The 19,332-nt window shown below is 66.3% G+C and carries 15 protein-coding genes; 10 read left to right on the forward strand and 5 right to left on the reverse strand.

Annotated elements, in window-relative coordinates; genetic code table 11:
• Positions 1–336: 336 nt before the first annotated feature.
• Entirely contained in the window at positions 337–540 is a 204-nt protein-coding gene (locus TSO5_RS04880; protein WP_199230803.1) for a HigA family addiction module antitoxin, read from the forward strand.
• A 169-nt stretch (positions 541–709) separates the two neighbouring features.
• Here the strand turns inward: TSO5_RS04880 and TSO5_RS04885 are convergent, their stop codons facing one another.
• On the reverse strand, positions 710–2,218 hold the full coding sequence (locus TSO5_RS04885) for a hypothetical protein (RefSeq protein ID WP_146203682.1): 1,509 nt from the start codon (positions 2,216–2,218) through the stop codon (positions 710–712).
• Positions 2,219–2,770: 552 nt separating this feature from the next.
• Here TSO5_RS04885 and TSO5_RS04890 point away from each other — a divergent pair.
• Together TSO5_RS04890 and TSO5_RS04895 are read left to right on the forward strand one after the other, a co-directional pair.
• The gene (locus tag TSO5_RS04890) at positions 2,771–4,072 is read left to right on the forward strand and encodes an O-antigen ligase family protein (RefSeq protein WP_247870593.1); all 1,302 of its coding nucleotides are present in this window, start codon (positions 2,771–2,773) and stop codon (positions 4,070–4,072) included.
• Entirely contained in the window at positions 4,069–5,007 is a 939-nt protein-coding gene (locus TSO5_RS04895; RefSeq protein WP_109150516.1) for a glycosyltransferase family 9 protein, read from the forward strand. Before TSO5_RS04890 ends, TSO5_RS04895 begins: the two co-directional genes overlap by 4 nt.
• Here the strand turns inward: TSO5_RS04895 and TSO5_RS04900 are convergent.
• Positions 5,004–6,641, reverse strand: a complete 1,638-nt coding sequence (locus TSO5_RS04900; protein ID WP_109150517.1) for a glycosyltransferase family 39 protein — start codon at positions 6,639–6,641, stop codon at positions 5,004–5,006. The genes TSO5_RS04895 and TSO5_RS04900 overlap by 4 nt on opposite strands.
• 235 nt (positions 6,642–6,876) lie before the next feature.
• Here TSO5_RS04900 and TSO5_RS04905 point away from each other — a divergent pair, with 235 nt between their 5' ends.
• The gene (locus TSO5_RS04905) at positions 6,877–7,302 is read left to right on the forward strand and encodes a DUF2934 domain-containing protein (protein ID WP_109150559.1); all 426 of its coding nucleotides are present in this window, start codon (positions 6,877–6,879) and stop codon (positions 7,300–7,302) included.
• 81 nt (positions 7,303–7,383) lie between these two features.
• On the forward strand, positions 7,384–7,728 hold the full coding sequence (locus TSO5_RS04910; RefSeq protein ID WP_109150518.1) for a four-helix bundle copper-binding protein: 345 nt from the start codon (positions 7,384–7,386) through the stop codon (positions 7,726–7,728).
• A gap of 12 nt (positions 7,729–7,740) precedes the next feature.
• Here TSO5_RS04910 and TSO5_RS04915 read toward each other — a convergent pair whose 3' ends face one another.
• From TSO5_RS04915 to TSO5_RS04925, 3 genes are read right to left on the reverse strand one after another with little or no spacing between them, the layout of a single operon-like run.
• Positions 7,741–9,285, reverse strand: a complete 1,545-nt coding sequence (locus tag TSO5_RS04915; RefSeq protein WP_109150519.1) for a DHA2 family efflux MFS transporter permease subunit — start codon at positions 9,283–9,285, stop codon at positions 7,741–7,743.
• A 42-nt stretch (positions 9,286–9,327) separates the two neighbouring features.
• A complete protein-coding gene (locus TSO5_RS04920; protein ID WP_109150520.1) occupies positions 9,328–10,449 on the reverse strand; it encodes an HlyD family secretion protein in 1,122 nt (373 codons plus the stop codon).
• A gap of 33 nt (positions 10,450–10,482) precedes the next feature.
• A complete protein-coding gene (locus TSO5_RS04925) occupies positions 10,483–10,992 on the reverse strand; it encodes a MarR family transcriptional regulator (RefSeq protein WP_247870594.1) in 510 nt (169 codons plus the stop codon).
• A gap of 224 nt (positions 10,993–11,216) precedes the next feature.
• Here TSO5_RS04925 and ilvD point away from each other — a divergent pair, with 224 nt between their 5' ends.
• From ilvD to TSO5_RS04955, 5 genes are all read left to right on the forward strand, one after another.
• Positions 11,217–13,082 (forward strand): dihydroxy-acid dehydratase, encoded by a 1,866-nt coding sequence (ilvD, locus tag TSO5_RS04930; RefSeq protein WP_109150522.1) that lies wholly within the window; start codon positions 11,217–11,219, stop codon positions 13,080–13,082.
• A 238-nt stretch (positions 13,083–13,320) separates the two neighbouring features.
• A complete protein-coding gene (locus TSO5_RS04935; RefSeq protein WP_109150523.1) occupies positions 13,321–16,467 on the forward strand; it encodes an adenylate/guanylate cyclase domain-containing protein in 3,147 nt (1,048 codons plus the stop codon).
• Positions 16,468–16,944: 477 nt separating this feature from the next.
• Entirely contained in the window at positions 16,945–17,142 is a 198-nt protein-coding gene (locus TSO5_RS04945; protein ID WP_109150525.1) for a hypothetical protein, read from the forward strand.
• A gap of 131 nt (positions 17,143–17,273) precedes the next feature.
• On the forward strand, positions 17,274–18,545 hold the full coding sequence (locus tag TSO5_RS04950; protein ID WP_109150526.1) for a YcaO-like family protein: 1,272 nt from the start codon (positions 17,274–17,276) through the stop codon (positions 18,543–18,545).
• Positions 18,542–19,294 carry a TfuA-like protein gene (locus tag TSO5_RS04955; RefSeq protein WP_109150527.1) on the forward strand — a complete coding sequence of 251 codons (753 nt, stop codon included), beginning with the start codon at positions 18,542–18,544 and terminating at the stop codon, positions 19,292–19,294. Before TSO5_RS04950 ends, TSO5_RS04955 begins: the two co-directional genes overlap by 4 nt.
• Positions 19,295–19,332 lie beyond the last annotated feature (38 nt).

Raw genomic sequence — 19,332 nt, forward strand, 5'->3', positions numbered from 1 at the left:
TTTATGAGGCCTGCTGAGAGAAGTGTGAAGTTCGAACCACTTCGCATCGACTCTCGATCACGAGCTTCTCTCGGCCGTCATTCCCGCGAAGGCGGGAATCCAGCCATTTCAGGAGCTGGGGCGCGGAGTTTCCTGGATCCCCGCCTTCGCGGGGATGACGGCCGAGGGAAGACCATAAAGACTCACAGTCCTTCAGTGGGGCCGGGAAGCCTTTTTCAGGTGGGCGTCGATCTTTGGCCACTGTTTGAGGACCGGCCAGTTTCGATAAGCTTCCAATACGCGGTGGCCTCGCCCGCATCCCAATGCCATTGCGGTTGATCTGGAGGATTATCACTGATGACCGATACCCCTCTCAAGCGCGGCCTCCCCCCGCTTCATCCCGGCGCCCTGCTGCGCGAGGATATCCTGCCGTCGCTGGGTATCTCGGTGAGCAGTTTCGCCGCCCATCTTCGGCTGTCACGTCAGATGCTCCACCGCATCCTCTCGGAAGAGGCCCCGGTGACCCCAGCCATGGCACTGCGTCTCGGCAAGCTCTGCTGAAACGGTCCGGAACTGTGGCTGAACTTGCAAGCCCGTTACGACCTCGATCGCTATGGCCGGGAACTTGCCAAGGAACTGGACGAAATCCCGACGCTGAACGCAGCCTAGGGACAACACCATCGCGTCAAGGAACACCGGCCCGCTGCGCTCCATAACCTTCGACACCCCCTTACATGTCTTCGAGTCCGAAGAAGGACTTGTATCGGGACTTCGCCTCCTCCGGGGAGATCGTGCCGGATGCCCAGCGTGATCCGATCTCGTCGAGGAACTGCGAAAGTTTCTGATCGAAACCGCTTTCCTTCTTCTCCTCGAAAACCTGGAAGAATTTGGCGGCACCCAAGGCGATCCTGCCGCGGTCCATGACCAGGCGGGTCACCGGCAGGTTCCACCCCCGCCGTTTCGCGTCCTCGACCGCATGGACCCAGGTCAGCTGGTCGAAGAACCACACCATCTGTCTGCGTTCATACCAGTAGAGCATGTATCGCTTGACGAGGTCGAGGAGCGCCGCCGTCCGCTGCGTCGGGTAAAGACCGACCAGCCCGCCTCCCACGGCATTGTACAGGGCGTCAAGCCGCTCCGGGCTGTAGAGCAGGGCGAGCGGCGCCTCCTCGGAAAGCTGGTCGGTGAAAAGAACGGGATCGTCGACGAAAACACCGTCGACGTCGGCGATCAGAAGCGGAAGCCGGTAGCGCTGCATCACACGGTCGGCAACCATGAAACGCGAACAGGTGAAATAGGTGATCCGGTCCTCCCGCGGGAGATCCTGGAAATCCGGCTGGCGGCTGTAACCGATGTGGATCTTGCGCATCAGCGCCCGCAGCCTGGATACCAGCGCGTCGCACGCCTCGTCGGCATCGACGACATGGAAATGGACGATGCGCTTCTCCTGGGAAAAGAGATCGACCGAAAGCGCCATGAGCAACCCGAAGCGCTTGAAATACACCGCGTCGCAAGCGCTGAGCACGACACACCGGCTGCCCGCGACATCCGGCGTCTCGCGATCCGGGAAATCGACGCTCTCATCGAAGCGGCGCAGCATCTCGTCCGGAACCGACGCGACGCGGTCGCCGAACTCGTCGCCGAAGCATGCATGAACGAGGAAACGAAGCTCCTTGGAGGCGAACTTCATGCAGTTCACACCGTTCTTCACATCCCCGATGCGCAGGAAATAGCCGCCGAAAAGAAAGATGAACCAGCACATATGCAGGCGGGCATATTGCTGCGACCGCGCGATCGTGGCGTTGAAGAAGGCGAAGGCGGCCTCTCGGTCATCCCGCGCCATGTGATGGTCGCAGGCATGCTGGAGCATGTAGTAAGGCCATTTCCAGAACAGGCCCTGCTCCTCGCCTGCCTTGATGAAGGAAACGAGCGCGTCGGCGAAGGCGTCGGCTTGGCGGGCTTTCGCAAGGGCCATCAGCCCCCGTTGCCAGGACGGCAGATGCGCAGGATGCTGTTTGGCGACCTCAAGAAAATGAGTTGCCGCCTTTTCGGGATCATTGATGTCTTCGAACAAAGCCGCCAGGTTGAAAATCGCCTCCGCGCATCCCGGATGCTGGGCGATATGCTGAAAGAACGCTGAAACCGCCTCGTCGTAATTTTTGTTGTCGAAGTGGTTGTTTCCGGCAGCCAGATGACCGTCGGGGCATTGACAGCGAATATTCGGCTCTGTGGAAGACATCGGCTGACCCCTGACTGCACGATGGTGACGGGCACCGTCTTTTCTGACCCACGAAAATTGCACAGAGAACAGGATTCGGCAAAGCCGACGAACCTCCACCCGCGCTCCACCATCTAAACAGCGCAATTCCTAACAACTTTCCATCAGGACGCGGTTTCGGGAAACCCACCGCACCGCCCGATTTTCACCCACCCTTTCCCCATCCCCCCGCATCCGTGATAGGAATGTCATCCTGTCGCCACCAGGAAGGGACCGCCATGCACCGTCGGATGCCGCCCGCCCGATCTGCGTTCGACACCAACGGCTTCACTCCCGATGGAACAGTGGAACAGCACCCGGAATCCTGTTTCACGGTGTTTCAAACGTCCCATCCGGCGCGGCCCGCCGGCCACCTCACTGCCGGATGAAACAATGGAACAGCACCCGCAACCCTGTTTCACGCTGTTCCAAACCTCCAGCCCGGCGCCCCGCCGCCAAGGACCGCGCGCCGTTGCTTTCGCGGCGGGAGTGCGGTTAAGTCCCCGCCGGTTTCCGCTGATCCGCGTCGAGTTCATGCCCGTCGAGTCCCTGGACGCCACCGCGTCGCGCCCCGTCTCCCCGTCTCCCGCCCCCGGCGGCGCTCCGCCCCCCGCCGGCAGCGGGGTCGACGCCGCGTTGCGGGGTCTGGCCGGGGCCGCCGCCCTGGTGCTGGGGCCGCTGGCCGCACTCGCGCCGCGCGGGCTGCCGGTCTGGGCCATCCTGGTCCTCGTGCTGTCGCTGACCGGACTGGCCCGGCGTGGAAGTTTCGGACGCATCCTGCGGCTGACCCCGCCGGTCGCCGCGGTGGCGGCCTTCCTGCTGCTGGCCCTGGTCTCCAGCCTGTGGAGCCCGTCGGACCGCGCGCTGGAGACGGTGCTGGAGATCGGCTACATCGCGCTGGGCGCGCTGACCGGCGGCGCCTGGATCGCCGGGCTGCCGGCGGCGGAGGCGCGGCGGCTGGGCGGGCTGTTCCTGGCCGGCGGGCTGGCCGGCGGGCTGCTGTTCGCGGTGGAGGCGGCGCTGGACTTCCCGCTGAACCGCTGGTGGAACAGCGTGCCCGACGACCAGCTGCCCAACCTGCTGAACGGCAATGTGCCGAAACGGACGGCGGCGCTGCTCTGCCTGCTGGTCTGGCCGGCCGCACTGGCGGTCGACCGCTTCGGGCGGCGGACGCTGGCCCTGCTGGTGCCGGTGGGCTATGCGCTGGCCTGCCTGCCGCTGACCAGCCGCTCGGCCATGCTGGGCATCGCCGCCGGGCTGGTCACGCTGGCCGCCGCCCGTGCGTCCGCCCTCTGGACCCGCCGGCTGTTCGCCGCAGCGGTGACCGCCGCCTTCCTGCTGGTGCTGCCGGCCGCCCTGCTGTTCTCCGGCCCGCTCGACCTCGACCATTCCGGCCTGCTCTTCCGCTCGGCCCAGCACCGGGTGGAGATCTGGGGCCATGCGGCGGACCGCGCGCTGCGCACGCCGGTGTTCGGCCAGGGCATCGACGCCTCGCGCTCCCTGCCGCCGGAAGGGGCGGTGTCGGACTTCTCGCCGATCGGCGACAGCCTGCTGCCGCTGCATCCCCACAACGCCTTCCTGCAGGTCTGGCTGGAAACCGGGGCGGTCGGGGCGGCGCTGGCGCTGGCCGTGCTGCTGATGCTGCTGGCCGCCACCGCCCGGCTGGAGCGCCGCGACCAGCCCTTCGCGCTCGCCCTGTTCGCCACGGCGATGGCGATGGGCAGCACCGCCTACGGCATCTGGCAGCCCTGGTGGATGGCAGGCTTCCTTTCCGCCGCGCTGATGCTGCGGCTGGCAACCCGTATCGGGGCCCGTATCGGGGACAAGACACGATGAGCAAGCGCCCGCTCCGCATCCTGGTCATCAAGCTGGGCGCCTTCGGCGACTTCTTCCTGGCCCAGACCACCTTCGCCGCCATCCGCCGCCACCATGCAGGCGACCGGATAACGCTGCTGACCCTGCCCTCCCTCGCCCCGCTCGCCCGCATGAGCGGCCTGTTCGACGAGGTGCTGGAGGACCCGCGCGAGCGGTCGCTGTCGGCCTATCTGACGATCCGCCGCACCCTGCGCGCCCACCGCTTCGACCGCGTCTACGACCTCCAGGCGCAGACGCGCACCGATCTGTACCATCGGCTGCTGTTCCCCGGCCCCTGGCCGGAATGGTCGGGCACCGCCCGTGGCGCCTCCCATCCCGACCGCTACGAGGGCCGGCGCAAGGTGCCGGTGCGCGAGCGCTATGTCCGCCAGCTTGCCCCCTTTGGCATCGTCCCGGACGAGACGCCCGACCTGTCCTGGCTCGACGCCGACATCTCCAGGTTCGGTCTGCCGGAGCGGTTCGCATTGCTGGTCCCCGGCTCCTCCCCCGGACGGCCGGACAAGCGCTGGCCGGTCCGCCGCTATGCCGAGGTGGCGGCGGCACTGGCCGGGCGCGGCATCGTGCCGGTGGTGATCGGAACGGGCATCGAGAGCGACCTCGCCCGCTCCATCGCGGAGTATTGCCCGCAGGCGGTCGACCTGACCGACCGCACCAGCGTGCCGGAACTGGGTGGGCTGGCGCGCCGGGCCTGGGGAGCGGTCGGCAACGACACCGGCCCGACCCATCTGATCGCCGCGGTCGGCTGCCCCACCGTGGTGGTGTTCTCCGACGCCTCCGACCCGATCCACAGCACCGGCCCGCGCGTGCTGATCCACCACCGCCCCGACTTCGCCGACATCGACAGCGCCGGCGTGGTCGAGGCGCTGGACCGCGCGCGGAACTTGGGAGGGGCCTAACGGCAGAAGGGAAACGGTGCCACTTTGGGCATGTAGATCGGGATCCACTCGCAATGGGTGACCGGGTTGGGCAGCTTCCGGGTCTCGATGATCGGCCAGGCATGGGCGGCAAGCACCACCAGCGCCACGCCCCCCAGGATCCAGCGCCGCGGCTTGGTCCGGTCCAGCAGCCCCGGCATCCGCGCCAGCACCCAGGCGGCCGACAGGATCGCCAGCGGATCGGTGTAGGCGGCATAGGCGCGCTGGAAGCCGCGCAACGAGAACAGCGCCTCCAGCCCCCAGGCGACCAGCAGCAGGAACAGCGCCTGCACCGCGGCCAGCTTTTCCCCCCGCCGCCACAGCACCACCGAACCGGCCAGGGCGAACCACTCCACGATGATGGTCTGCGGGATGTTGTCGGGGTGCAGGACGATGGTGCGGATCGCCAGCGTCCGGCCGATGCCGGCCAGCAGCAGCGCCAGCGTCCCCTGCCCGACCACGTTGCCCTGCCCCTGCAGCTCCGCCCCGTGCCGCCAGGAGGAGAAGACGAACATGTGCTCGACGAAGTTCGCCACGGCGATGGCGTTCTGCTCGTTCCAGCGGATGTCGAGCGCCAGCAGCCCGGTCGCCAGCCCCAGCAGCACCGCCGCCGCCCCGGCCACCGCGCGTGCCGCCGGCACCCGGTGGACCACCGCGTGGACCAGAATGCCGACCAGCACCCAGCCGGCGACGACGCTCTGATACCCGCCGCCCGACAGCCCGCCGCCGGGCCAACTTCCGACGGGGGTGTAGGGATAGACCGCCCGCCCCCAGCCGGCCAGCCCGGCCTGGATCAGCCCGAAGGCCGGCACCGCCGCCGCGACCGCCAGCAACCCGACCACAGCCGCCACGCCCCAGCCCGCTCCCGGAGCGGTCTCCGGCTCCGCCCGTCGCCCGAACAGGATCGCCGCCACCGGCAGCCCCATCGCCAGGAACACCGCCTGCACCTTGGTCACCATGGCCAGCCCGACCAGCAGCCCGCCGAGCGCCAGCTGCAGCAGCGACGCGCCGCCGCAGCCACGCCCGTCCGCCGGCCGCACCGCCCGCAGGACCAGCAGCAGCCCCAGCACGACGAAGCCGGCCGACAGCAGGTCGGTGCGCATCTGCCGCCCCTGCGCCGTCAGCCCAACGCCGAAGGCCAGCAACACCCCGGCCAGCAGCGCCACCCGCCGGTCCCCCAGCAGCCCGCGCAGCAGCGTGGCATAGCTGACGGCGAAGGCGGCGGTCAGCAGGATCGACAGCGCCCGCCCGGCCTGGATCAGCGACTGCCATACCGCCTCCGTCGCCACCACGTCGCTGCCCGGCGGCAAGGCCGACAGGCTGGCGACCGGCAGCAGCCCGACCGCATGCAGCAGCCGGTACCAGACGTCGATCACCAGGAAATAGCCGTAGCCGGGATGGTCGAAATACTCCTGCGGCAACCCGTCGCCGAACAGCAGCCCATGATAGGCCAGCACCAGATCCTGATCCGAATGCACCCAGTAAGGCAGCCGGAACCCGACCAGCAGGACCGACAGCGCCATCGCCGCGGCCAACCCCAGGCACAGCAGCCACCAGGGCGCCGCCGCGACACGGTCGAGCAGGGAGGGACGGGCGACGGAGGGTGCAGGCGTCATGTTGGGCTGCGCTCACGGTTCAGGTCGGCGGGCGCCTTGTGGCACGGAAATGAACGATTGGGAACCAGTCCGATCCTGCGGTGTTGCCCTCATGAAACGGCGGAGTCGGGAGTCTCCGCCTCTTTCGTGGTGCCTCGCACGAGTGGCTTTGCAACGTTGGCGGGTCGCTGCCACAAAATACGGTATGGCAGACCCGCCGGGCAGACAAATGCCGGACAGACAAATGGGGGACTCGATGGCCGATACCGACGACATCCTGGAGCGTATCCGACGCCGCGCCCACGAGTTGTGGGAGAGCGAAGGCCGCCCGCACGGCCGCGATTCCGACCATTGGACCCAGGCGGAAGCGGAAATCCGTGGCGCCGGCGCCCTGGAGCCGACCGAAAAGGCCGCCGGATCGCGCAAGAAGACCGCCACCTCCAAGGCCGCCGGCAAGAGCACCCGCGCCGCCGCCGAATCGCTGTCGGAGGTCGCGGGTACCCCGGCGGAGAGCGTCAAATCCGAACCCGCCAAGCCGACGAAGGCAAAGCAGGCCTCCGCCAATGCGAAAGCCGAGGATGCCCCCAAGGCAGCAGGCGGAAAGACCGCCGCCAAGGCGACGCCCGCCAAGACCCCGCGCGGTCCCAAGAAGGACGGCGGCAAGAGCGCCTCGGCCGGCTGACCCCGGCCCTCACCGTCGGAACCCTTCGGCTCCGGAGCCGGTTGTCAGGGACATCCTGTAAACTTCTCCGGAGGACTTCCCATGGCCGGCTCGCCGTCGATGGACGACTGCATCCGCAACTGCACCGACTGCCACACGATCTGCCTGGAAACCGTCGCGCACTGCCTGACCAAAGGCGGCGCGCATGCGGAGGCCGGGCATATCCGCCTGCTGCTGGACTGCGTCGACATCTGCCGCACCAGCGCGGATTTCATAATCCGCGGCTCCCGCTTCCACCATCTCACCTGCGGCGCCTGTGCCGAGATCTGTGCGGCCTGTGCCGACGACTGCGACCGCATGGCCGACGATTCCATGATGAAGCGGTGCGCCGAGATGTGCCGCCGCTGTGCCGAAAGCTGCCGCTCGATGTCGCGCATGGCCGCTTGATCCGGCTCCCCCCTACTCCATCACCGCCGCTTCCTCCGGCGCCGGCGCCCCCGCCTTCGGCCGCCGGAGCAGCAGCAGCATCGGGATCACCAGCAGCGCGACGTACATCATCAGTTTGAAATCGTCGATGTAGGCGATCATCGCCGCCTGCTGCGTGACCTGGGCGTTCAGCATCGCCAGCGCCTGGGGGGAGGCGGTGATCTGCTCCGTCATCGCCTGGGAAAACGGCGTCAGGTGTGCGGACAGGCTGGCATGGTTGACCTGGGTGTTCTGCGACAGCAGGGTCATCACCACCGAGATGCCGACGCTGCTGCCCAGGTTGCGAACCAGACTGAACAGGCTGGCGGCGTCGGTGCGCAGCCGCGGCTCCAGCGTGGCGAAGGCGATGGTGCTGAGCGGCACGAAGACCAGCCCCAAACCCAGCCCCTGCACCACGCCGCTGATGATGATCGGCTCGCGGTCCATCACGATGGTGAAGCCGGTCATGTACCACAGCGACCAGCTGGTCAGCAGCACGCCCGCCAGGATCAGCAGCCGCGCGTCCACCTTGCGCACAAGCCGTCCCACCATCAGCATCGAGATCATCGTGCCGACGCCGCGCGGCGCCAGCACCAGCCCGGTGGTGACCGTCGGGTAGCCCAGCAGGTTCTGCAGCATCGGCGGCAGCAGCGCCATGGTCGCCAGCAGGATCACGCCGATCACGAAGATCAGGATCAGGCCGGTGACGAAGTTGCGGTCGCGCAGCAGCGCCGGGTCGATGAAGGGTTCGGTCTTCGTGTTGCCGTGGGCGGTGGCGATGTGGACGGCGAAGATCCAGAAGGCGCAGGCGGCCAGCGCCGTCTCGATCCAGATCTCGGTCGCGCCGAACCAGTCCAGCTGCTCGCCGCGGTCCAGCAGCATCTGGAAGGCGCCGACCGCCAGCCCCAGCATGGCGAAGCCGAAGAAATCGAAGCCGCGCTGCCGGCCCTTGGTCTCATGCAGGAAGACCAGCATGCCGAAGAAGGCCAGCAGCCCGACCGGCAGGTTGATGTAGAAGACCCAGCGCCAGCTGAAGCTGTCGGTCAGCCAGCCGCCCAGCGTCGGCCCGGCGATCGGGCCGACCATGATGCCGGCGCCCCACAGCGCCATCGCCTGCCCGTGCCGCTCCTTCGGGTTGATGTCCAGCAGCACCGATTGGGACAGCGGCACCAGGGCCGCGCCGAAGATGCCCTGCACCAGCCGGAAGGCCACCATCTGCGTCAGGCTGCCGGCCAGCCCGCACAGCACCGAGGCCGCTGTGAAGCCTGCCACCGCGATCAGGAACAGCCGCTTGCGCCCGAACCGGTCGGCCATCCAGCCGGTGGCCGGCGTGGCGATGGCTGCGGCCACGATATAGGAGGTCAGCACCCAGGTGATGGTGTCCTGCGCCGCCCCCAGGCTGCCCTGCATGCTGGGCAGGGCGACGTTGGCGATGGTGGTGTCCAGCACCTGCATGATGGTGGCGAGCATGATCGACACGGTGATCATGCCGCGATGCTTCACCTCATGCGGGGCGGCAGGGGATTGACTGGCGGCCATGGAGTGCCTGCGGATGATTGTCGGTTGGTGGGGGCGAAGGCCTTACCGGATCGCCGCGACCGCGCTGCCGATCACGCCCGGCAGCGGCCGGCTGTAATGGGTGTCGACCTCCACCTCGGCGCTCAGGCCGGTGCGCAGCGGCACGGCGGCGGCATCCGTCCCGTCGATGCGCAGACGGACCGGCACGCGCTGCACCACCTTCACCCAGTTGCCGGTGGCGTTCTGGGCGGGCAGGACCGAGAACTCAGATCCGGTGCCGGCACCGATGCTCTCGACATGGGCGGTCAGGGTGCGGCCGGAATAGGCATCCAGCACCACGGTCGCGGTCTGCCCGACGGCCATGTGGGTCAGGTCGGTTTCCTTGAAATTGGCCTCGACCCAACTCGACCCACTCATCACCAGACTGACCGCCGAGAGTCCGACAGAGGCGTATTGCCCCACGAGCAGGCGGTCGGTCTGGCTGACCACGCCGTCGGCCGGCGCCGTCACCACCGTGTGGTCCAGGTCGCGCTGTGCGGACGCCTTCTTCGCCAACGCCTCCAGCACCATCGGATGGCGGTCGGTGGGGATGTCGGGATCGCCGCCCAGCGCGGCGCGGGCGCTGATCACAGACTGCTTCTCGGTATTCAGGTCCTGCTGCGCCGCCATCAGGTCATGGCGCACGGAATCATAGGTCGCGCGCGCGGCAACGCCGGTCTTCAGCAGATCCTGCTGGCGCTGGAACTCGCGCTGCTCGAAGGCGACCTTCTCCTCCGCCGCGGCCTGCTTGGCCTGCGCCTCGCCCAGGTCGGCGCGCAACTGCTCCACCTTCAGCCGGGCCGACGCCAGCGCCGCGTCCGCCTGCTGAAGGGCCAGCCGATAAGGCTCGTCATCGATGCGGAACAGCAGGTCGCCGCGATGGACCGGCTGGCTCTCACGCACCGCCACCTCGACGATACGGCCGGAGATGTCCGGGCTGATCGTCACCTTGTCCTGCTGGACATAGGCATTGTCTGTCGAGACATAGCGCCCGCCGACGACATACTCATAGCCGCCGCCCACCGCCACCAGCAGCGGCAGAGCGGCCATCAGAACCCAGCGGCGCCAGCGCGTCCGGCGGACGGGTTTGGCGGCTGGTTGAGCGGCAGGACGGGTTTCGGTATCGCGGTCGGTCACGGCGGTCATTGCGGTCGGGTCCCGAAGGAAAAAAGGAATGCGTCAGGCTTTGGCGGCGATCTTCTCGGCACTCATCTTCTCGGGCGGCTCGGCCGCCCGGCGGTCGGACAGGTTGGCGCGCATGTGGGCCAGCATCTCGACCAGCTTGGCCTCGGCGTCGGACGGAAGACCGGCCAGCGCCTCCGCATAGATGCCGGTGGCGAGCGCCCGGCCCTGCTCCAGCACCGCATGTGCTTTCGGCGTCAGATGCGGCAGGCGGGCGCGCCGGTCGGTCGGATCGGCGCGGCGTTCGATCCAGCCGCCCTCCTCCATGCGGTCGATCTGCCGGCAGAGCGTGATCGCCTCGATCTCCATCAGATCGGCCAGCGCCGCCTGCTTGATCCCCTCGTTCCGCGCCAGCGTGGCGATCACCGACCATTGCGCGCGGGTCAGCCCGAGATGGCGGGCGCGCTGGTCGAAACGGACGCGCATCATGCGCGCCGTATCGGTCAGGACGGCACCCAGGCTCATCGAATGGGAGTTTGCAGAGCGGGTATCGGCAGCGGAGGACATCGGCACATCATAAGCTTGCTTATCGATTTGGGTGAATTAATAAGCCTGCTTATCATCGGCAATCCTCGCGGCACGCATGGCAGGGCCACGCCGACGTCGCGCCTCCGGCGCCTGAGACAGGATCGCGCCTCTGGCGCGCGCGACAGGAGATTGCTAAGGTGCCCACCCGTTTCGTTCCATTCCTTTCGCCAACTCGCCCGAATCGACCAGCTGAGGACCGATCCATGCCGCACTACCGTTCCCGCACCTCCACCCACGGCCGCAACATGGCGGGCGCGCGCGGCCTGTGGCGGGCGACCGGCATGAAGGACGGCGATTTCGGCAAGCCGATCATCGCCATCGCCAACTCCTTCACCCAGTTCGTACCCGGACACGTCCACCTGAAGGATCTGGGTCAGCTGGTCGCCCGCGAGATCGAGAAGGCCGGCGGCGTGGCGAAGGAATTCAACACCATCGCGGTGGACGACGGCATCGCCATGGGCCATGGCGGCATGCTGTACAGCCTGCCCTCGCGCGAGCTGATCGCCGACGCGGTGGAGTACATGGCGAACGCGCACTGCGCCGATGCGCTGGTCTGCATCTCCAACTGCGACAAGATCACGCCCGGCATGCTGATGGCCGCAATGCGCCTGAACATCCCGGCGGTCTTCGTCTCCGGCGGCCCGATGGAGGCCGGCAAGGTCAAGTGGCGCGGCAAGGTCAAGTCGGTCGACCTGATCGACGCCATGGTCGCCGCCGCCAACCCGACCGTCTCCGATGAAGAGGCGGCGGAGATGGAGCGCGGCTCCTGCCCGACCTGCGGCTCCTGCTCCGGCATGTTCACCGCCAATTCGATGAACTGCCTGACGGAAGCGCTGGGCCTGTCCCTGCCCGGCAACGGCACCATCCTGGCGACCCACGCCGACCGCAAGGAGCTGTTCCTTGCCGCCGGCCGCATGGCGGTCGACCTCTGCCGCCGCTGGTATCAGGAGGAGGATGCGACCGCCCTGCCGCGCGGCATCGCCACCAAGGCGGCGTTCGAGAACGCGATGACGCTCGACATCGCCATGGGCGGTTCGACCAACACCGTCCTGCACATCCTGGCCGCGGCGCAGGAAGGCGGCATCGACTTCACGATGGCCGACATCGACCGGCTGTCGCGCCACGTCCCCAACGTCTGCAAGGTCGCCCCGGCGGTGGCCGACGTCCATATCGAGGACGTGCACCGCGCCGGCGGCATCTTCGGCATCCTGGGCGAACTTGACCGTGCCGGCCTGCTGAACCGCGAGGCGCCGACCGTCCATGCCCCGACGCTGGGCGACGCGCTGGACCGCTGGGACGTGATGCGCACCCAGGACCAGTCCGTCCACACCCTGTACCGCGCCGCCCCCGGCGGCATCCCGACCGTCGTACCCTTCAGCCAGGAGCGCCGCTGGCCGGAGCTGGACCTCGACCGCGAGAAGGGCGTGATCCGCAAGGCCGAGAACGCCTTCAGCCAGGACGGCGGCCTCGCCGTGCTGTACGGCAACATCGCGGAGAACGGCTGCATCGTGAAGACGGCGGGCGTCGACGCCTCCAACCTCGTCTTCGCCGGGCCGGCCCGCGTGTTCGAGAGCCAGGACGACGCCGTCGCCGGCATCCTGGGCGACGTGGTCAAGGCGGGCGAAGTGGTGGTCATCCGCTACGAGGGTCCGCGCGGCGGACCCGGCATGCAGGAAATGCTGTACCCGACCAGCTACCTGAAGTCGAAGGGGCTGGGCAAGGCCTGCGCACTGGTCACCGATGGTCGTTTCTCCGGCGGCACGTCGGGGCTGTCGATCGGCCACGTCTCGCCGGAAGCGGCGCAGGGCGGCGCCATCGGACTGGTGCAGGACGGCGACCGCATCGAGATCGACATCCCCAACCGCATCATCCGCCTCGCCGTCGATGACCAGGAAATGCAGCGCCGCCGCGATGCGATGAACGCCAAGGGTGTGGATGCCTGGAAGCCGGCCAGCCGCGACCGCGTGGTTTCCCCGGCGCTCCGCGCCTATGCCGCCCTGACGACCAGCGCCGACCGCGGCGCCGTGCGCGACGTGTCCCAGGTGGAGAATATCGCCGTCCGCCGCTGAGCCAGTTTGACCCGGCCAGCGTCAATCGCGACCGAGCCAGGCACAGCGGATATTCATCACAAGTAACAATCAAGGCGCCGCGCAAGTCGCGGCGCTTTCTTTTTGCCCCGAATTACATACACCGATATGTTGGCTTCCGCCTGCGCGAAAATCTTAGGGCGATACATCGCTCGGATGTTCGCAAAATTCGAATTGCATGCTCTAATATGCCAACGCGAATTCCGCAAAGGGGGCGGACATGGCGGACACCATGTTGGGCACAGCGACGGACGAAGGTCGTCCTTGGCAGGAGGCATCACGCCTGCCGGGCGACAAGCCGCGCGAGCGCAAGGTGGTAACGGCGATGTTCGTCGACATCGTCCGCTCCTCCGCCATCGTGGCCGGCCGTGATCCGGAGGATGCGGACGACCTGCTCCTCTCCATTCTGGATCGCGTGACGGAGGCGGTGCCGCGTTTCGCAGGCACGGTGACGCAGATGCTGGGCGATGGTTTCCTGGCGACCTTCGGCGCCCCCGGCGCCAAGGAGGACCACGCCCTGCGCGCCTGTCTGGCTGCCCAGGACATCCTCAGCGCCACCCGCGACGAGCATGGAAAGCCGCTTTTCCAGATCCGCATCGGCATCAGTTCCGGCGACGCCGTGACCCATGTGGTGACCAACGGCCTGTGGTCCGACTACCGTGCCATCGGTGAATGCGTGCATATGGCCGCCAAGCTGCAGCAGCGCGCCGCCGCCGACACTGCGCAGCTCAGCCGCGACACGCTGGACCTGATCCCGGTCGGCGTGACGGCGCGCCCGATGGGAAGCCTGCGTTTGTCCGACGAGGTGGAGCCGATGCCGGCCTTCCTGCTCGACGGAGCCCGTGCCGTCCGCCGCACCGCCACCGACCTGCTGTCCGCCACCGACGCCCCCTATGTCGGCCGCGAGCAGGAGGTGGCGACGCTGTTCTCCATCACCGATTCGGTGGAGGCCGGGGCGCCGGCCCAGCTCCTGCTGCAGGGAGAGGCGGGAATCGGCAAGTCGCGGCTGGTGGGAGAGTTTCTGCGCGATCCGCGCAGCCGGCGCTGGACCCTGCTGCAATGGCCGCAGATGCCGATCCGCCGGCTGGCCGATCCCGACGACCTCGAGGCGGTGGCGCTGAGCCTGGCGGAGCAGGTGGCCGGCCGCGCCAGCGAGGAGGGCGTCGGCTGGGTGTGCGAGGCTGCGGGCCGCCGGTCCGGTTCGCTGGCCGGCGATGCCGTGCGGGCGCTGTTCGGCCTGCCGGGCCTCGACCCGCTGTGGAGCGGCCTCGATGCGGCGCAACGCCTGTCGCTGGGCATCGAGGGGCTTGTGGGGGCAACGCTTGAGCTGGCGGCGACGGTCCCATCGCATGATGGCGCCGAGACCGATGGCGAGGGGATCGTGGGACGGCCGTTGCTGGTCCTGGTCGAGGATGCCCATTGGGCGCGGCCGGTGATGGTGCGGCTGCTGGATCGGCTGGCGGAAGCACTGCCAGGGTCCGGGTCACGCCTGCTGCTGCTCGCAACCCGGCGACCGCCGCCGCTGGGACCGGAATCACGCGAACAGGGCTGGAACGGCCGGCCGGGCGGGCGGCGCATGGAATTGGGCATGCTGTCGCCGGATCAGGTTCAGAGTTTCCTGGCCCATTGGCTGGGGCCGGACTGGTCGCTGGTGGAGTTGAAGGCCCAGGTCGCCACCCGCTGCCAGGGCGTTCCGCTTTATCTGGAAGAGGTTCTGCGCACGCTGGAGACGTCCAACGCCATCGAAGGCACGCCGGGCTCCTACCGGCTGATCGACCCGCTGGTGGTCGACAAGCTGCCGCGTACGCTGCACGCGCTGCTGGCAGAGCGCATGGACCTGATGACGCTGGAACGGCGCCGGCTGCTGATGAACGCCGCCGTGATCGGCAATACCTTCGACGTTGGGCTTCTGCAGGCTCTGACCGGCCTGTCGATGTCGATCCTGTCCGACTATCTGGCCTATCTGGAGCGTGCCGGCTTCGTGCTGCGCACCCGCCTGCTGCCCAACCTGGAATATTCCTTCAAGCATGCGCTGATCCAGGAGGTCGCCTACGCCACCCTGACGAAGTCCGACCGCCGGGCGCTGCATGCCCGCGTGCTGGAGGCGCTGCGCCACCGCCGCGACGCCGACCTTCCCAACCGCCTGGACCTGCTGGCTCACCACGCCTTCAAGGCGGAAAACTGGCCGGCCGCGCACCTGTTCGGCCGGCGTGCCGGCGTGCGGGCGGAACTGCGTTCCCGGTTGGAGGATGCGAGCCGGCATTACGACTGTGCCATTGCTGCTCTTGACAGGATGGCTGATGACGTTCGCAATAAAACTAGACGCATTGATTTGTTTATCGCAAGCGCTCGCGCCAGACTTCCTCGTGCGGTTAAGCATAAGGATGAAAAGCTTGAAGAAGCGATGAAAATGTCCCTTGGAATTGGCGACACCGATCGCTATGCGCGCGCCTCATCACTTATGGCTGCATTTGAATGGTCTTATGGGAACATTGACAAAGCCATTCATTTTAGCCAAGAAGGCCTGAACACAAGCAAAGGTGTTTTTGACAAGAGAACTCACCTACAGATACTTGCTCGTTTAGGAGGGATACTGTCAGACAAAGGATGCTTTCACGAAAGTCGTGATGCCTTGTTAACAGCCAAAGCAATGCTTCCGCATCTTCGTACTCAGGAGCGGTTTGGGCTTGCCGTTATCGCTCCTGTCGGAGTGCTCTCTAATCTGGCTCGGAGCTCCGCTGAGCTCGGCAGAGCAGAAGAAGCGAAAGCTCTCGCGCTAACAGCCATTGATGCAGCAGACGGCGGCAGTCACAATTTTTCAAAAGTATACTCTCACGAGTACATGGGGTGGGTATCACTTCTTCTTGGAAAGCCAGAAGAAGCTATCCCACACCTTCTTCACGCTTTAGATTTGTGCAATATAGTTAGTGTTCGTCTTCACAAACCGTTTATTCTTGGTGCTCTAGGCTATGCTAACTCAAAATGTGGATACGCCAAAGAGGGCATGAAATATTTTGACCAGTGCTTTGCCACGTCTGGAAGCGATGGAGTACTAGCCTCACTTAGCCAGATCTACATCTGGCACGCCGAAGCACTTCTAGCGCTTGGTTATGCATCAAGTGCGCAGCAGCAAGCAAAACGTGTACGCATTACGGCGAAACAGACTGGGCGCATCGGCTACTTCTGCGAAGCTCTTTTTATTGAATCCCAATCTTCCCTTGCTTTAGGCGATACAGCTGCCCTCCAAACCTTGGAGGAGGCCGCCTTGCTCGCCTATTCATTGGGATTGGCCCGTGTAATAGAGCGCAGAAAAACATTCTCTGCACGTCATAAAGATATCAAAACCAAGGTCGATATAGACATCTAATCCGATCAAATACAATTCCGGACACGCTCCGCTTGCCGAAAATAATTAAGCACGTAATTCCGTATCGCGCTAGTTAAGGCAACTCCAGAAGGGCGACTTCCGTTAACTTCATGACACAGATCATGAAGTGGTCGCCGCTGCTTTTCAGCAATTTCTTCAAGCCCATTCCAGATTGTTGACTCCAATCGTAGCTTCGCACGTCGATCGCCCAACGGAATGGTGCGAGAAACGATCACTGGCCATTGCATATAGCTTTCCAAATCTGAATTTGCAGGAGATCGGAAAAGTAAATTCTTTTTGGGCTGCATAGGGACCTCTCCAACGACCGCCGACAACCGGAACCCAAGTGATCGTCATCATCTATGCCTAGAGATCGGATTCGGCTGTGAAATCCTTCACAGCGTGAAATTGCTTCGAATGCGATGCATTGAGAACCGACGCTCTGCCTCGGTTAACGTAACGCTAGGGGAAATCAAAATGACGATCCAGAACATCCAGAATTCGATGGTCCGTGGTGCCGATGGCCGCCTGTATGCCATTTCGGCCAATGGCGTTACCGAGATCGCAGACGCCATTGCTGCTAGCAACCGCTCTCACATTCGCTCGGGCGAGCTTTCCGGGCGCGATGTTGCCGATCACGAGGCAGCTCGAAACATGGTAACCCCGAACCTCTAAGAATCCATTCGGATCGTGGCGGCCAGTTGCGGATCATTATTGGCCGCCACCGATCCAAAGACGAGGATGCGCATCGGATCAAATTCCGAGCATTACGCCAAAGCCGCTCACCTTTAAGTCAGTGACGTGCGATGCCCTTCGATCTGCTCGATGTCAAAGCCTCCGTTTCGGATGCGGTGAAGGCCCACACGGTCGGCACCCACCGGGTCATGGCGCCCGAACAGACCCTGGCACGGGTCGCCCCGTTCCTGCCGATCATGGGGATCACCCGGGTCGCCAACGTCACCGGACTGGATGCCGTCGGCATTCCGGTGGTTATGGTGACACGGCCGAACTCGCGCTCCATCTCGGTGTCGCAGGGCAAGGGGGTGACGCTCGCCGCCGCCAAGGCCTCGGGGGTCATGGAGTCGATCGAGAGCTATCACGCCGAACGGATCACCCTGCCGCTGAAGTTCGCCAGCTTCGAGGAGCTGCGCTGGACCCACCCGGTGGTGGACGTCGACCGCCTGCCCCGGCTGTCGACCGGCAGCTTCAATTCCAACAGCCCCATCCTGTGGATCGAGGGGCAGGACCTGCTGAACGGCGGCCCGAAATGGGTTCCGTTCGAGATGGTCCACCTGAATTTCACCGTGCCGATGGCCCCCGGCCACGGCGCTTTCCTGGCCGGCTCCAACGGGCTGGCGTCGGGCAACCACAAGGTGGAGGCGATCAGCCACGCCGTCACCGAACTGGTGGAGCGCGACGCGACCACCCTGTGGCGCCTGCAGGACCCGGCTTCCCAGACGGCAACCCGCATCGACCTGGACAGCATCGACGATCCGGTCTGCCGTTCGCTGATCGACCGGTTCGAAGCCGCCGGCGTCGCCGTCGGCGTGTGGGAGACCACCAGCGACGTCGGCTTGCCCGCCTTTCTCTGCCGCATCGTCGAGCGTGAGGAAATGCCCCAGCATTCCATCCGTCCGGCCACCGGCATGGGCTGCCATGCGGCGCGCGAGATCGCCCTGTCCCGCGCCCTGACCGAGGCGGCGCAGAGCCGCCTGACCTTCATCGCCGGCGCCCGCGACGACATGCCCCGTGCCGAATACGAACGCCACCTCGACCCCGCCCACCACGCCCGCTGGAAGGCCATGATCGTGGACGGCGCCGGCCGGCGCTCCTTCCACCATTGTCCGACCAGCACCGCCCCCACCATCGAGGCCGACCTCGCCCACCAGCTCGACCGGCTGCGCGCCGTCGGCATCGAGGAAGCGGTGGCGGTCGACCTGACCAAGCCCGAATTTGGCATTCCCGTCGTGCGCGTCGTCGTGCCCGGGCTGGAGGGTGCCGACGAATCCCCCGATTATCTGCTGGGTGAACGCGGCCTGCGCGTGCTCGGCACCCAAGCCATGGAGAAGGCGGCATGAGCGGCGTCTATGTCTTTCTCGGCCCCACCCTGCCGCGCGAGGACGCGGCGCTGGAGCTGGACGCCACCTATCTGCCGCCGGTCGCCCAGGGCGACGTTCTGCGGCTGTGCGCGGAAAAGCCGGCGGCCATCGGCATCATCGACGGTTTCTTCGAAAGCGTGCCGTCGGTCTGGCACAAGGAAATCCTCTACGCCATCCATGCCGGCATCCCGGTGTTCGGCGCCTCCAGCATGGGGGCACTGCGCGCGGCGGAGCTGTATCCCTTCGGTATGATCGGCGTCGGCGCCATCTTCGAGGCGTTCCGCGACGGCCGGCTGGAGGATGACGACGAGGTGGCGGTGATCCACGGCCCGGCCGAGCTGGGCTACACCTCCCTGTCGGAGGCGATGGTCAACATCCGCCGCACCCTGTCCGACGCGGTCGCCGACCGGGTGCTGACCGCCGAGACGGCCCTGCGCCTGGAATCCATCGCCAAGGAACTGCCCTACCGCGAGCGCGGCTATGGACGAATGCTGCGTCTGGGTGGCGATATCGGCCTGCCGGCGTCCGAATTGGCGGCCTTCCGCAGTTGGCTGCCGCAGGGCCGGTTCGACCAGAAGCGCGAGGATGCCAAGGCGATGCTGCGCACCATGGCCCGGCGGCTGGGCCGTCCGACGGGTGACGATGCGGCACCGGAGGCCCGTTTCCACTTCGAGCGCACCGTCCTTTGGGAACGTGCCCTGCGCGACGCGGCTCCGCTCGCGATGTAAGGGCGTATCCGCTAGACTGATCGCGCCGGGGTGGCGAT

The organism is Azospirillum sp. TSO5 (assembly GCF_003116065.1).
Classification (GTDB): domain Bacteria; phylum Pseudomonadota; class Alphaproteobacteria; order Azospirillales; family Azospirillaceae; genus Azospirillum.

What these genes read in the sequence shown, in the direction of transcription:
- TSO5_RS04950 (WP_109150526.1), top strand. Translation starts at nt 17,274, where the DNA reads ATGCCCTTCGATCTGCTCGATGTCAAAGCCTCCGTTTCGGATGCGGTG.
- TSO5_RS04935 (WP_109150523.1), top strand. Translation starts at nt 13,321, where the DNA reads ATGGCGGACACCATGTTGGGCACAGCGACGGACGAAGGTCGTCCTTGG.
- TSO5_RS04890 (WP_247870593.1), top strand. Translation starts at nt 2,771, where the DNA reads ATGCCCGTCGAGTCCCTGGACGCCACCGCGTCGCGCCCCGTCTCCCCG.
- TSO5_RS04900 (WP_109150517.1), bottom strand. Translation starts at nt 6,641, where the DNA reads ATGACGCCTGCACCCTCCGTCGCCCGTCCCTCCCTGCTCGACCGTGTC.
- TSO5_RS04955 (WP_109150527.1), top strand. Translation starts at nt 18,542, where the DNA reads ATGAGCGGCGTCTATGTCTTTCTCGGCCCCACCCTGCCGCGCGAGGAC.
- TSO5_RS04920 (WP_109150520.1), bottom strand. Translation starts at nt 10,449, where the DNA reads ATGACCGCCGTGACCGACCGCGATACCGAAACCCGTCCTGCCGCTCAA.
- TSO5_RS04895 (WP_109150516.1), top strand. Translation starts at nt 4,069, where the DNA reads ATGAGCAAGCGCCCGCTCCGCATCCTGGTCATCAAGCTGGGCGCCTTC.
- TSO5_RS04885 (WP_146203682.1), bottom strand. Translation starts at nt 2,218, where the DNA reads ATGTCTTCCACAGAGCCGAATATTCGCTGTCAATGCCCCGACGGTCAT.
- TSO5_RS04880 (WP_199230803.1), top strand. Translation starts at nt 337, where the DNA reads ATGACCGATACCCCTCTCAAGCGCGGCCTCCCCCCGCTTCATCCCGGC.
- TSO5_RS04905 (WP_109150559.1), top strand. Translation starts at nt 6,877, where the DNA reads ATGGCCGATACCGACGACATCCTGGAGCGTATCCGACGCCGCGCCCAC.
- TSO5_RS04925 (WP_247870594.1), bottom strand. Translation starts at nt 10,992, where the DNA reads ATGTCCTCCGCTGCCGATACCCGCTCTGCAAACTCCCATTCGATGAGC.
- TSO5_RS04910 (WP_109150518.1), top strand. Translation starts at nt 7,384, where the DNA reads ATGGCCGGCTCGCCGTCGATGGACGACTGCATCCGCAACTGCACCGAC.
- TSO5_RS04945 (WP_109150525.1), top strand. Translation starts at nt 16,945, where the DNA reads ATGACGATCCAGAACATCCAGAATTCGATGGTCCGTGGTGCCGATGGC.
- TSO5_RS04915 (WP_109150519.1), bottom strand. Translation starts at nt 9,285, where the DNA reads ATGGCCGCCAGTCAATCCCCTGCCGCCCCGCATGAGGTGAAGCATCGC.
- ilvD (WP_109150522.1), top strand. Translation starts at nt 11,217, where the DNA reads ATGCCGCACTACCGTTCCCGCACCTCCACCCACGGCCGCAACATGGCG.